The sequence below is a fragment of the Enterococcus sp. 5H genome (assembly GCF_028128615.1).
In the GTDB taxonomy this organism is placed as follows: Bacteria; Bacillota; Bacilli; order Lactobacillales; family Enterococcaceae; genus Enterococcus_L.
Window position 1 is genome coordinate 24,310 of the sequence record NZ_AMDP01000024.1, and the last position, 14,506, is coordinate 38,815.

Genomic DNA, 14,506 nt, shown 5'->3' on the forward strand with positions numbered 1-14,506 from the left:
TACGATTCTCTCCTTATTTTGTAACTCTAATAGTAAAAGTTGCTGTTTTACCGTTATTTGTTGTACTTGTCACACGAGCCGTTCCAGCTTTTTTTGCAGTTAAAATCCCAGCTGCATTAACTTCGGCAATTTCGGGTTTATCTACTTGCCAGCTCAAGTTTTTATTTGTCGTATTTTCTGGTAAAACTTGAGGATCAAGATTCAATGTACCATTGACTTTTAGAATACTAAGAGTACTGGCATTTAATTTTACTGATTCAGCTTCCACTACAGCCGGCGGATTTTCAGTTGTGACTAAACTCCAGCTATCCGTTGTCCCCCAAGCTCCTGCATCTCCTTTGACACTTAAACCTAGGTTGACTTCTGCGGCTTCAGTTAAGGTAAATTCAACTAGTCCTTCTTGCCAGTTCGCTAAACCTTGCAATTTCAGTTTACTACTGCTCTTAATAATACTTCCATTGACTTTAGCATAAGCATAAATATCTTCTGACGTTCCTGTTTCATCTCCTTGGATAAATAGATTGAAACGATAGTGTCCCGGTGCTAAACTAACCTTTTGTTCAACGGTAAAATCAACAGCATCTTTGTTCCAAAAATGAAGTGCATTGGTACCAATTTTCGGTGTATCAGCTTTACGAGTAACATAAGGTTGAGAAATAAGATAATCACTGAGGTCTGCCGTTTCAAAACTGCCATTTTTCAATAAATTTTCTTCTACAGGCGCTTCGTTATACCCTGTTTGTGCATATTTAAAGACTTTTAGGGAATCTAGTGCTTTTCCTGAAAAATCAAATAATGCTTGGTTATCCCACTCAGAACCACCATAATTTGTAGCATTTACTGCAGTATCATAGCCAATAGCTGCTGTCGATGCCCAACCTGAGCCAAATTGTTCCCAAATCGGCAAATTTGCTTCTCTATCAGCAGCGCCAACTGGTGTCCACGCTGGTTCCCAATAAAAAATTCCTAAGGCACTATCACCAGCTTTAACTGTAGCATTCATCACATCTCTTAAAGAGTTGGCTTGTCCTTGGACAGAAGCTGGGTACCCACCGGCTGTTATTTGACTTGCACTATTCACTACGTTTTTCTGCCCATCACCATCTGCTAGTGTATACGCATAGCTTGTTTCAGCTATAATTGTTTTTTTGCCATAGGTAGACGAAACAGTTTTTAAAACATTGGTTAAATTATCTAAACTCCCATGCCAGAATGCATAATAACTTGTAGCAAAAACATCATAGTCAACACTGTTATCTTTTAAGGTCTTCGCATAATTCAGAATCGTAGATGTCTTTTCTGGATTCGTAAAATGTAACGCAATTAAAATCGACGGATCGACTTCACGAATCGCTTTACTGCCTGCTTTAAATAATGTGTAGCGACCATTACCAGATTCACCAGCAACTCCGCTTCCAGTCGTTTCATTTCCTACTTGAACCATGCTGACATCAACACCAGCTGCTTTCATTTGCTGTAAACTATCTTTAGTAAAATTATAAAGAGCTTCAGCTTTTTGATCGACAGTAAATCCTGTCCAAGCTTTTGGTGCAATTTGACGTCCTGGATCAGCCCAGAAATCTGAGTAGTGGAAATCAATTAGTACTCGCATACCAGCTTTAGTCGCGCGTTTACCGATTTCTATCGCTTTAGGCACATCACAATTCCCAGCCCCATATCCTTGACCATCTGCATTATAAGGATCATTCCAAACACGAATCCGCACATAATTGACACCATTTTCTTTTAAAATTAAGAATAAATCTTTTTCCCCGCCATTTTCATCATAGTATTTTACGCCGCTCTGTTCTTGAGCAATTACCGTTGAAATATCAACACCTTTGATAAAATCTGCAGGCATTCCGTCAACTTTTTCGACGTAAAAATCATCGGTCTCAGCAGCAAAAGTACTAGATGTACCTATTGTTGCAAAAACAGCACATACACCTAACGTGAGCCCTAAGGCTGTTAATAATTTTAGCTTTTTCATCATACACCTTCCTTATTTTGTTATTCGAATAGTAAAACTAGCTGTGTGTCCATTAATTGTTTTAGCTGTGATTTTTGTTGTTCCCGTTTTAACTGCTATTAATTTATTATTTCCATCTATTTTTACCAAATCAGGTTTATCAATCAGCCACTCAATCATTTTTTCTGTTGTTGCATTTGGTGAAAAGCTAGGAAGTAAGTCAATTGAGTCACCATTTTTCATAGTTTTTATACCAGTAATATTTAATTCAACATTATCAGGTAAGACTTGGTTATCTACTTCTACCAAACCATTGATTGCATCTGTTAATTCTGTAATAATCATATCAATTTGTATTTGAGTAGCTTCGTTATTTTCATTAACCGCTTGCGCTTTTTGAATGACTGTTTCAAGAAATGCTTTACTTGCTTCAGTAAATTCTTTCCCTTGGCTTGGCTTTATTTCTACAGCTTTTGTAATCAATTCATCTAGTTTCATTTTATCTGTTGTTTGTTTTACTAAAGATAGATTGTCTAATTGAATATATTTAGTTCCCGTACTACTTTTAGCTTGCAGTTGAATTTTAACTTTACCTTCGCTTAAACGAATATTTCTTAAATTAAATTGCTGCCAGCCATTGGTCTTTTGGTTTAAATCGAGCGTATACTTTTCATCATCAGCACCAGAAATAATTACTTTTGCTTCATCTAAATCACCTGCACCATTGGCAAGAATACTAAACTGATAGGTTCCTTCTGGAATTTCGTTTTCTTGTGTAACTAGCCCAGAATATTTAGTGTCAGCACCTAATTTCAATCCAAACCGACTACCATTAGCACCCGGGGAAACATTACTGACAAAATTAGCCGATCCTTCATCAATCGTATTTGTCCAACCAGTCAATTGATTTACAATAATTCGATCTGCTGCGAATTCAGGATTTAGTACAAAATTATTTTTATCACCAACTTGCCATTCTCCTGTCGTTGCATTCAATTGCCAGTCACTTAAAGAATTAAAATATAGACCGCTTTCATTTTCTGATATTGGTACCCATTGATTATATCCTAGACCATTCCAAGCAAAATCTGCCCAGCGATCACCACAATAAATGACCGTTTCTTCTTTTGTTCCTTTAACTTTCACAAAAAATCCAGCTTGAGTCACATGACTATAATCTTTTTCCGTGCCGGCTAAAACGTATCCATTACTGTATTTCCCTTGAATGTCATCTGTTAGAGAACTGATTAAATAGGTAACCGAAGTATTCCAGCCATGCAAATCAGAAGATGCCGCATGATATCGGTCATTCAATTTAAACATCGCATTCCCTTCACGTCCGCTGCTGACATATCCAACTTTTACACCTGGATCTAATGTCAATGAATCTTCATCAGAAATTTTACTTACTAAAGTATCTTTTCGACCATTACGACCAGAGAAAACTAAATAATCCTCGCCGTCATCATCTGTGAAAAGCGTTTGATCTCCTGTACCTTGAACCGGCGCATTTTCAATATGCGTTTGGATGTTTCCATATTTGAAATCACCAGTCGGAGAATCTCCTTGTAAAAACAGGACACATGCATTTGTATCTCTAACAGGATCAAAACGATTTTCCATTTGCGTTAACAGCGTATATTTCCCTGTTTTTTCATTGTATGCAACTCCTAAACGACCAATCCAAGATGCATCCGCTAATGTTTCCATACGTGAAAAATAATCGCTAGAGACATTTTTACTGCTGTCGATAAACACTTTTGTCTGCTGTGTAGCAACATTATTTTCAAACGTCCAATTCACTAAATCAGTGGACGAATAACAAGTAATTGAATAAAAAATAGGTGAATTTGCATTATATATTTTGGTTGGATTATTATAATAATATTCGGCTTCTACATAACGCACACCATACCAATAATACTTATCTCCAAAACGAAAAATACCGCCACCTTGCGAATAAATCGGATTGCCGGCTGTATCATGCCAAAAAGTATTATTTGTAATCGACTCAAATTGACCAGCAGATGTACTTACCAAGGCATCAGCCGCTGTTTGTAATTGATTTTTTGCGTTCACCACTGCTTCATTCGTTGCATCTTCCGTTGTCGAAACTGCTTCTGCAAGTGTTAACGCTTGGGTGAAAGGCAACCATGAAGCATTATCATAATCGGTTGATATTCTAGTTTTATACTCCATTACTGACTGTTTAAGACCAACATTCATAACTAATTCTTTTGCTGCTGCGTCAATATTTTTGTGTGCCTCTGCAAGTTCTGTAACTGTTGCGGCAGAATTATTTACAACTGTTTTTGCCTGAATGAATACTAAACTAAACGCTTCCCATGAATGACTTGTATAGTCACTTTGCGTTAAGTTATCGTACTTTTTCACCCATTGTCTAGGATCTTCGGCTTCTTGATACGTTACAACTGTGCTCACATGATTAATCCAGCCAATCGCTTGAACACGAATTGTATGCTCCCCTTCAACTAAATTCTCTTTTGTAAAAAGCAAAACATTTGACGTTTTAGCACCTTGATAATCAACTTCTCCTACTAAAACATCATCAATAAAAACTTGCCCTTTACCATTTGTAGTATTCCGATTTCCATATAAGCTAACCTTATTTCCAGTAAACTTCACTTCAAAAAAATCACCATTATTACCCCAATGATTCGTACTATTACTACCCCATTCATCGCCTTCATAATAGGTTTTGTTAGCTGTTCCCCTAGTTGTTGTGACATCGGTATGGCTGATCGTCGTTGTCCGTTCTCCTGCAAAAGAATGTCCGGGAAATAACAACAGCGATATCATAAAAATCAATGTACCTATCATTTTATTTTTTTGACTGTTCTTTTTAGTCATTTTATCTACCTCCCCATCGGTAATCGCTTTCAAACAAATATACAGTCTCATTTTTTCCTTTTTATTCTTTAAGAGCTACGTTTAACTCAAGCCAAATATTTGAGATAAAAGTCCAAAAGAGATATTTTTATTAAACTTAAAGATAAAATATATTTACATATAAAACATCACTTGTTTAAAGACCTTTATCTCATTTTTAATCTACTATTTTTTATATCTGGCTTAATACAAAGTCAACTGCACCTTTAGGATCGCGTGTTAATTTAATATATTCTGCGCCCTTCGTTGCAACAACTTTAACGCCAATTTTGTCTGCGTCTTTTTGAATATCATCCAAATACGTATTCACTTGCGGAGCTAGCACCACTAAATCAAAGTTTTTCATAATATCATAGTGCGAACCATAGGCACCAGCTTGTGCTTTAATATTAACCCCTGTTTCTTTTGCCCCTTCTTCAAGCGCATTCGCCAACATTGCACTTGTTCCTGCACCCGCACATAAAACTAAAACATTTTTACCATCACCAATTTTACCTGTGTCAATTTTGGCTACCACCGCTGCAGCTGTCGCACCTAGTTCTTTAACAATGTCTTCGGCTTCTTCTTCTAATTCAACTTCGACTGCATTTTGTGCTTCCTGAAGAACTAATTCTGCATCGTACGCTTTAATAAATGGTAAATAAATGACTGAATCAACAACAATCAATACAACAGCTAAAACAACAGCCAAAATACTTACCCCTGTACCTAAAATCAAACCAATCGGAGCAGGTGTTGCCCATGGTAAAACATACATAAAGCTGTTCATTTTAAAAACATCAACAAAGAATTTGAAAATCCACACGTTCGCAATTGGAGCAATTAAAAACGGAATAAAGAAATATGGATTCAAAATCATCGGTGCCGCAAATAACAATGGTTCATTTACCGCAAATAGAACCGGTACAGACGATGCTTTACCAACTGCTTTTAATTGTTTTGATTTTGCAAAAATCATGAATAAAAATGGAACGACCAGCGTTGCCCCAGTTCCTCCCATGGTTCCAACAAAATTTCCTAAACCAACCGTTAAAACTTTTGATGCTTGTTCGCCATTTTGGAATAATTGCAAGTTTGTTTCTACATTTGCGTAAATGATCGCAGCGATTGCCGGCTCCACAATTGATGGTCCGTGTACACCTACAAACCAGAATAACGCCATTGCTCCCCAAATAATTGCAATTCCTAAATACCCATCCGCTGCTGTAAATAATGGTTGTAATGCTGTAATAACAGTCTGAGCAACTGAAGCACTAAACACATTTCGGAAAATCAAATCAAGAATAACTGCAGAAAAAACAGCTAATGAAAATGGAATTACATCACGAAACATTTGAGAAATTGTTCCCGGTACTTCTTTCGGCATTTTAATAGTCAAATCACGTTTCACACAAAATTTGTATACGTTTACAGTCAAGAACGCTGCAATGAAAGAGGCGATTAACCCTTTCGTTCCCATGAAATCACTACCTAAACCACCCTCGACTTGATCCACGCTTAACATCAAGAATCCTGTGATTGAAGCCAACATAACAGAAACATCATTGATTACTTTTCCTTCTGGCATTTTGCGATTCATCGAAACGGCCAAACAACGTGCAGTTGTTGCTGCTACTAATAAACCGACGATTCCCATTGAATAGCCATAGACTTTCCACAACCAAGTAGATACAGCTTCCGGCCAAGCAAAACCAATAACTTCCGGTACTGCGGCTACCATAATAAAAATACTAGAAAATAAAATTGCAGGCATCGCTGTCAAAAATCCATCTCGAATTGCTCCGAGATAGATATTGCGCGAAATTTTCTCAAAAAACGGTTTACCTTTTTCAATTTGCTTGATAATTGCATTCATGCTAAAACTTCCTCCTTCTTAAAACTATTTAGTATATTTTTCTTTATACAAATTGATAAAATCCTGAACCATATCTCTCAACAAAAGAGTTGTCATTAAATGATCTTGTCCATGTATAAAGATAAACCCAATCTCCAAATCGCTGCCGCCAGCTTCTTCTGCCAGCACTTGTGTTTGAGAATTATGCGCCAATTTTAAATTCTCATCAGCTTCTTTTAATGCAGCATCAACATTTGAAAAGTTCCCTGTCCGAATTTCTTTTAAAAGATTCAACAATGTACTGCGTGCATCTCCCGAATAGGCTACTATTTCAAAACCTAGCATTTGTAGTTCTTCTTTGTTCATTCTATTTCCCTCCTGCTTACTAGAGTCTGAGACAAAACTAAAGATCCGTTTCGCTCCGTACACTACACCCGAATAAACGGTGGGATCAAAAGCAACCTCTTCGGAAATAAGCTGAGATTCACAAAAATTTAAAGAATAATTTCCGTGTATTTCTTCTTATTTCTCGAGGTTTAACACTTCTGCCCCAACCTCTTTTTCTTTCATTCATTGTATTTGTGCTCCTAAGTTGTTTAAATAATCGTTTTTGTTTCACTCAAAAATTTATACCAATAAGCTGACTCTTTTGGATAGCGTTTTTGTGTTTCAAAATCAACATAAAATAAGCCATAACGTTTATTGTAGCCATTTGTCCAAGAAAACATGTCCATTAATGACCACAAGAAGTACCCTTCCACATTTACACCATCTTCGATCGCATCGCTTAACGCACCTAGATATTGACGTAAATAATCAATTCTTGGCGTATCCATAATGACACCATCTTCAAAATCATCTTTGTAGCCCATACCATTTTCGGTGATATAAATCTTTTTATAATTAGGATAATCTTGTTTAATTCGCATCAATAAATCATATAGACCTTGCGGATAAATCAACCAATCCCAGTCTGTACGTGGAATTTCTTCTCGATAAACGCGCTCCGCAATGCCATTAACCCGATAGACCGATGTTCCTTTATCACCAGTACCGTTATGATAGATTTCATTCGGACCTGTATAAGCTTGACAAAAATGACTATGATAATGATTAATTCCAAGAAAGTCATTACGATCAGAAGCTTTTTCCATCTCAATATAGTCTTCTTCTAAAAATTCATACGAAGCATCCTGCGCTGCACAAATTTCATCCAGCGCACCTAATAATTCTTTCGTATAACGCCCAAGATAAGTAGCTTCAAGCAAGAAACGAATTGATAAAGCATCTTCTAAAAAGGCTGCGTGTTGATCTGCTTCTGAATCTGAGTTTGCGTATTTTGTTTCTAGTGAATGAACAACCCCAATTTGCCCATCATAGCCATTATCTTTAAACACATTCACAGCTTTCGCATGAGCGACCATCATATTGTGCAGACACATAATAATTTTAGTAAAATCAAACGTAATCCCTGGCGGAAATACACCTAACAAATACTGATTTGTAGCAACTGGATAAATTTCATTGAACGTACTCCAATGTTTCACTTCCGTAAATTCTTCAAAACAGAATTTCGCATACGCAACAAATGCATCAATATTTTCACGATTTAAGAAATCACCATTATCAAACAACGCTTTCGGCGTATCAAAATGATGCAGTGTAACAAAAGGAATCACATGATGTTCTTCACATTTTTTAAACATAGCATGGTAGTAATCAATTCCTTCTTGATTCGGTTCACCCACACCTTCTGGAAAAATCCGACTCCATGCAATAGACAAACGAAGCCCATTAACCCCAAATTTTTCGCAAAGCTCGATATCAACTGGATACTGATGGTAAAAATCACTTGCAGGATCCGGACTGAATCTTCCTTGTTTTTCCAGAAACTCATCCCAAGCAACTGCCCCTTTTCCGCCTTCTTTAGTCGCACCTTCACATTGATAAGCTGCCGTTGCACCGCCAAAAATGAAGTGCTCAGGTAATTTTTTCATGATTGCTACTTCCTCTCATTGATAAAATTTAAATAAACTTACATCAGTCGTTGAATATGGATTGTAAAATACACTTTTTCATGCGTGTTCAACTGAATGCCCATGCTATCGTGGATAATCTGATAAATCTCTTCTGATATTTGAAACGCCGCCGGATAGTCCTTCTTTAATTCAAATGCCATTTTTTCAGCAAATGGATCATTCTCAGTCTCTTGACTTGTTCGTTCCAAAACATAGCGTAAGTGGATCATCATTCGATCGTAAAAATTTTGATTATCAGCATTGCGGGAAATATTTCTTTTCCGCAGTTCGCTTTCAATCAAATCTAGTGTTGTCCGCTTTTTGTCGATCGTTTTATCATCTGTTGCATGTTCGGTTTTCCCTTTTGCATTAATGAAATGCAAGCTGATATTTTTACTTTCTTCTGTAGGAAAGTCTATATCTAGCCGCTCCTTGATTATTCGTAACGCATCTTGGGCAATTTGATATTCAGTTGGATATTGATCTTTTGTTTCTGGTAACTGGCTTTTTTGGTATTCGTTTTTCTTTAATCGTTCATAACTCCAAAAAATATGATCTGTCAACGTCACATAAATATATTCCTGAACTGGATAATTATAATTATTAATAGCGTTTTCAATAATTTCATAAGCAGTTTTGATAAAGTCCAATGGAACATCTTTTAACAATACTGAAAAATTTTCTTGTGACTCTTTGTTTTTTAAGACAAAAAGATTAGTGACTTCATCCGCTGAGATCATATCCCCTTTTTTCTTCTGAAAAACTATTCCCTTGCCCATTGCAATAGCTTGTTGATCTGCTTGCGTTCGTATAATAGCTACATTGTTATTCAGCACTTGGACAATTCGATACACTACATTTCCTCCTATCCTAAACAGAAAAAAACCGCAAACAACAGATTGAGCCAATCAGTCATCCGCGGTTTTTGCCTAATTTAATAGTAACAATCCACATACGTATTAAGTTTATGCCAAGATAATAGCATAGATATTTTTATCTGTAAACCCTTTCTTTTTAAAAAATATACTATTTTTTTGATATATTAGATATTTGTCTTGTATTTTTTAGTTGTGATATGAAGGAGATTACATTTTTATTTTTCAGTTTGCTTGGCTAAAAAAAAGACACTTTCCATTTTTAAGAAAGTACCTTTATGTTATTTATCTATGCTGTTTACCTAGAGAGTCGCTCATGAAAATAGTTACTTGTTATTTAACTTATTTATTGTAAATCTTTGGACCTTTTCGCATATTTGTACGATCATTTTTTGGTGTAGTTGTTTGCTTGGATTTTCCTCCACCAGCTTGTTTCTTTTTGATTAATTCTAACATTTTTTCTTTTGAATTCATTGTGTGCACCACCTTTTTTCTACTTGTGCTTGTACTAAACTTGTTATAAATAAAAAATTCAGCAAGATTATTGAGAAATGTCTTAAATGTTGTTTTTTATGTACACTTGGCTCGGTAAAGCTTTAATATTCACAAGGAATAATGGTATCAGTTATGGTTGTAAAAGTCAATCTTGTTTATATGGGAATGTCTGAAGTGTCTTAGATGTTTCATATGGTGTTCGTAAGCGAATAAATTCGCAATGACTGCAGCAATTAATGTTTTGAGAATTGTGAATTTTACGGGCTTTTTTAAGACATTCTTAATAGCTATAAATTCCCATACAGTTTCAAAATAAGAGTACAGATGTATTTCATGTCATTACACCTTATCACTTTCTAAAAATACTTAAGTAACAGAAAATAAGGAAGAGATGCATCATGAGCGCGCAACAAAAAGAAAGTTTTTTAGCAAAGAACCACAGCCGAATCTGAAACAACCATTTTTAGCATTTTATATTATCCTTTGTTTTCATGTTAGCAAAATACAAATTGTTTCCGAATTATCAACATAATAATTTTTTACTTCTGAATAATTGAATAAACATTAAAAGGTATTTTTTCTTCTCTTAACAACTCAAAATATTTTTCTAATGGAATAGGGCCTTGAACTATTTTTACGTCGCCACTCTGATATCTTGGATGGACTACAAGAGTTTTATTCGGAGAAGTATCTAGCATCTCACTTAATAAAATAAATAAATCTTCTTGAAATTCTTTTTTTACCCTTACAGGAGTAAACGCTTCAAAATCATCTTCATCATCTATCCATGGAGCAGATATAGACAATGGTTTGTTAAAATCTGTATCAATCAAGCCCAATGCCCAAACAAGCCCATCATCATTTTTTCCTAATGTATACCACTTACCTTTCATACTATCATAAAAATAATCAGGTTCAGATTCGGGAATAATTAGTTTTTCACCATATTCTTCATATAGTTCCTCAAAATCTTTTTTTGTTGATTCATGATATGCTTTTGCTCTAAAAGAGTTTGTGGTAGTATATTCTTGAATTTCTTCTTGATACAAAACAAGTACATCTAATGAAAATGACATTATTTTCCTCCTTAATTATGGTAACAAATACCATTCTAACTTTAAATTGGTTATAAGTTCTGCAAATGGTTTCTTCCCGTTGGTTGCTCTTAAAACAATATTCCCCAAACTATCTACGCCTATATCGGGATTATCTCCAAATTGGTTCAACCACTTCTTAAACTTTGGGTCAGCTTTTAAATCTTTTTTGATTTCTGGTTTAACCTTGTCATGGAATGTATTTTTGTCAGTACCAAAATTCTTTTTAAATTCCTTATTTCCTTTTGGAAATTTTTTATTATAACTTCCTCCACCATCACTTGAAGTAAAGTTACTTGTTGTTAATCCATTTATACCACCAACAGTAACCTCTATTCCTTCAGCTGTCAAAGCTACTCCATCAAGAATAACTTCCCCACCAACTAAAATCCCAACGCCATTCGTGGTAGAAACTATTGCCATACCTCCGATTGTTCCAATTATGCCTGTAATTGTTGTCGCTATTCCTAGAGAAGTCCACACAACATCTCCTACAATATCCAAAAATTTAGCAACTGCGTCTATACTTCTGTCCAGCAAACTTCCTTTCATTGCTTCCGTTAACTGAGTTGTTAATTTTTCATCTCTTACACCATTTCTATAGACCACATAAACAACATTTCCAGCATCATCTAATTCTGTCACTGTTTCAACACGACTTTTTGGTTGGCTATCATTATATCCTTTTAAATTTTTAAACCATTGTTGATTACCATAGTCAACAATTCTATATCCGTCTCTTGGATTCAGGAAATTTGCTGGATTGCCTAATTGTGCTAACCCTGTGTTTACATCACTGATCAAACTAGATAATTCCGAATAATGAGAGGCATGGCTGGATTCAAAAGCTTGATATTTCTGTAAAATCTCAATATCTTCTTTAATAGGATCAATGCTCTGTTGTTTAAAAAATTCACCTAATATAGGAACATTCTTCGTCTCCTTAGCCAAATCACTCATTAAATTAGTATATTCGTTTTGAGCCATTTGTAAATCTCTAAGCAATCCTCCTAAATCATCTGTGTCTAGTACTTCATCTGTCTTGCCAACTTCACCAACAAAATCTGTTAGATAGCTATTTAAACTATTATCCATTTCATAATAAACATTAAATAATGCTTTGTCTATCTCTTGATAGGCTTGCAAATGATCCGCAGTTGAAATCCATCCAGTTCCTAATAAATTTCTATTTTCTGCTAATCCATCAATAGAACTTGTAACAGAATTGAAACTACCTACAGCATTTAACCGTTCCGAACGAATACTACTTTTTACATCACTTAATTCCTCATACATTATTTTCATCAGCGTCCTCCTTTCTAGTTTCTTCATATAATAATTCAGCTTTTTCGTAAACTGCTTTTCTATTTGTTAGTTCTTTTTCGATTTCTTCATCGGCAATAGAAAAAACTTTTGTAAGTTCCCTTTGCTTTTCTTCCAGTTCATCTAATTTTCGATAGACTTGTCTTTCTGAATCTGTCCCTTTAGAATAGTGCAAGACTCTTTCCCATATCTCTTTTTGTCGATTGATTATTTTTTGACAATCTTCATAGATAAACGGAATATCACCTGTTTTCTTTTTCAAACTATTAAAATCTTCTTCTGCTTCCTCTACTTTCATACGCAAGCTAAATAAATTTTTATCCATCTATTCCACCTCATGCTTGCATCGTTGTTGCTATGCTATCTTTTATTTTTTTATCTGCTTCTTCAATTGCATTATGTACAGCTTGTACATTTCTTACCGCTGTAGCTAGGCAGGTTTTATAGATATTAATTGTTTGCTGAAAAGAAGACATCAATGTTTTCAACTCATTTGTTGCTGGACTTGTAGATGTATTAATCCTATTTGTTGGCTTAAAATCAATATTTCCCTTTGCAACTAAAATATCTGCGGTAAATTTAGCTACTGCATTTCCATCAGTACTGACCGTTTCTCCCATTTTTTTCACTCCTATTAGTTTTTTTGACAACGATACACTAAAAGTAAATATAACATTATTAAAAAGTTAGTAAACACGACAAATAAAAAAACATATATTACTAAAAATGAAGTATAGACTCAAACAGAAGTATTTTGGTCCTTTTTTATAATTTTTCTATCAAACTCTTTTCTATTTATCTACATTCTCTTCCAAGTTCATTTATAAACATTTCTAAATAATTAGTGACATAGTTAGAGAAAACTATACTCAAAAAAGACACCTTCCAAAATTTGGAAAGTGCCTTTTAATGTTAAAATTGAATGGTACTCGATTTCCTTAGAAATCTCCGTCCCATACTGCATTCGTAAGCGAAGAAATTCGCAACGATACCAGCAATTAACGTTTTGAGAATTGTGAAGCTTTACGAGCTTTCTTAAGACCTGGTTTTTTACGTTCTACCATACGGGCATCACGAGTAAGAAGACCAGCGCGTTTTAAAGCTCCGCGGAAGTCAGGATCTACTTCTAACAATGCGCGAGCGATTCCGTGACGGATCGCACCTGATTGACCAGAGTAGCCTCCACCATTAACGTTTACGATAACATCATAAGCGCCTTTAGTTTCAGTTACACCAAATGGTTGGTTGATAACTTCACGCAAGTCAGCGTGTGGAATATATTCTTCAACGTCTTTTTTATTTACAGTAATTTTACCAGTACCTGGTACTAAACGTACGCGGGCAACAGATTTTTTACGACGGCCAGTGCCGCTATATTGTACTTGAGCCAATGAATTTCCCTCCTTAAATTAGGTTAGTAATATCTAATACTTCTGGTTGTTGTGCAGCATGTGGATGCTCAGCTCCACCGTATACGTTTAATTTTGTAAGTTGTTTGCGACCTAAAGTATTTTTAGGAAGCATTCCTTTTACAGAAGTTTCGATTAAACGACGAGAGTTTTTATCGCGTAATTCACCAGCAGTAACAGATTTCAACCCACCTGGGTATTGGCTGTGACGGTAGTAAATTTTATCACTTGCTTTGTTACCAGTTAATTTAATTTTGTCAGCATTAATTACAATTACGAAATCTCCAGTATCCACATGTGGTGTGAATGTTGGTTTATTTTTTCCACGTAAGATAGAAGCTACTACAGTTGAAAGACGTCCCATTGGGATATCTGTCGCATCTACTACATACCATTTACGTTCTACTTCGCCAGATTTGGCCATATATGTTGTACGCACGTTTCTTTCCTCCAATTTTCTATTCGATGTTTGACATACACTTGAGTTTCCGGGGCTCATTGTGGGGCAAACAATACCATTTAACATGATACCTTCTATCACTAGTAAAGTCAATGAATTTCTGCGGTTTTCCTGATATT

General features: G+C 35.3%; 12 protein-coding genes and 2 pseudogenes. All 14 read right to left on the minus strand.

Features of this window, described 5'->3' with window-relative positions; all coding sequences use genetic code 11:
• Window positions 1-13: 13 nt before the first annotated feature.
• On the minus strand, window positions 14-1,990 hold the full coding sequence (locus C240_RS10540) for a glycosyl hydrolase 53 family protein (RefSeq protein ID WP_271495315.1): 1,977 nt from the start codon (window positions 1,988-1,990) through the stop codon (window positions 14-16).
• A gap of 12 nt (window positions 1,991-2,002) precedes the next feature.
• Window positions 2,003-4,840: a family 43 glycosylhydrolase gene (locus C240_RS10545; RefSeq protein ID WP_271495318.1), complete on the minus strand. Its 2,838-nt coding sequence runs from the start codon at window positions 4,838-4,840 to the stop codon at window positions 2,003-2,005.
• Window positions 4,841-5,051: 211 nt separating this feature from the next.
• A pseudogene (locus C240_RS16380) lies at window positions 5,052-5,444 on the minus strand (lactose/cellobiose PTS transporter subunit IIB); the annotation flags it as partial.
• Window positions 5,445-5,461: 17 nt separating this feature from the next.
• A pseudogene (locus tag C240_RS10550) lies at window positions 5,462-6,734 on the minus strand (PTS transporter subunit EIIC); the annotation flags it as partial.
• A gap of 24 nt (window positions 6,735-6,758) precedes the next feature.
• Window positions 6,759-7,079: a PTS lactose/cellobiose transporter subunit IIA gene (locus C240_RS10555; RefSeq protein ID WP_271495325.1), complete on the minus strand. Its 321-nt coding sequence runs from the start codon at window positions 7,077-7,079 to the stop codon at window positions 6,759-6,761.
• Window positions 7,080-7,309: 230 nt separating this feature from the next.
• Window positions 7,310-8,710, minus strand: coding sequence for a 6-phospho-beta-galactosidase (gene lacG / locus C240_RS10560; protein ID WP_271495329.1), 1,401 nt, complete (start codon window positions 8,708-8,710; stop codon window positions 7,310-7,312).
• Window positions 8,711-8,748: 38 nt separating this feature from the next.
• The gene (locus tag C240_RS10565) at window positions 8,749-9,585 is read right to left on the minus strand and encodes a PRD domain-containing protein (protein WP_271495331.1); all 837 of its coding nucleotides are present in this window, start codon (window positions 9,583-9,585) and stop codon (window positions 8,749-8,751) included.
• A 363-nt stretch (window positions 9,586-9,948) separates the two neighbouring features.
• A complete protein-coding gene (locus C240_RS10570) occupies window positions 9,949-10,080 on the minus strand; it encodes a hypothetical protein (protein WP_271495334.1) in 132 nt (43 codons plus the stop codon).
• Between the two features lie 560 nt (window positions 10,081-10,640).
• Window positions 10,641-11,177: a hypothetical protein gene (locus C240_RS10575; RefSeq protein ID WP_271495337.1), complete on the minus strand. Its 537-nt coding sequence runs from the start codon at window positions 11,175-11,177 to the stop codon at window positions 10,641-10,643.
• Window positions 11,178-11,192: 15 nt separating this feature from the next.
• A complete protein-coding gene (locus tag C240_RS10580; RefSeq protein WP_271495340.1) occupies window positions 11,193-12,500 on the minus strand; it encodes a T7SS effector LXG polymorphic toxin in 1,308 nt (435 codons plus the stop codon).
• On the minus strand, window positions 12,484-12,843 hold the full coding sequence (locus C240_RS10585; protein ID WP_271495343.1) for a hypothetical protein: 360 nt from the start codon (window positions 12,841-12,843) through the stop codon (window positions 12,484-12,486). The genes C240_RS10580 and C240_RS10585 overlap by 17 nt, the downstream gene beginning before the upstream one ends.
• 10 nt (window positions 12,844-12,853) lie before the next feature.
• Window positions 12,854-13,138: a hypothetical protein gene (locus C240_RS10590; RefSeq protein WP_271495346.1), complete on the minus strand. Its 285-nt coding sequence runs from the start codon at window positions 13,136-13,138 to the stop codon at window positions 12,854-12,856.
• A 378-nt stretch (window positions 13,139-13,516) separates the two neighbouring features.
• The gene (gene rpsI, locus C240_RS10595) at window positions 13,517-13,909 is read right to left on the minus strand and encodes a 30S ribosomal protein S9 (protein WP_069662643.1); all 393 of its coding nucleotides are present in this window, start codon (window positions 13,907-13,909) and stop codon (window positions 13,517-13,519) included.
• A gap of 13 nt (window positions 13,910-13,922) precedes the next feature.
• Entirely contained in the window at window positions 13,923-14,351 is a 429-nt protein-coding gene (gene rplM / locus C240_RS10600) for a 50S ribosomal protein L13 (RefSeq protein WP_333908811.1), read from the minus strand.
• Window positions 14,352-14,506 lie beyond the last annotated feature (155 nt).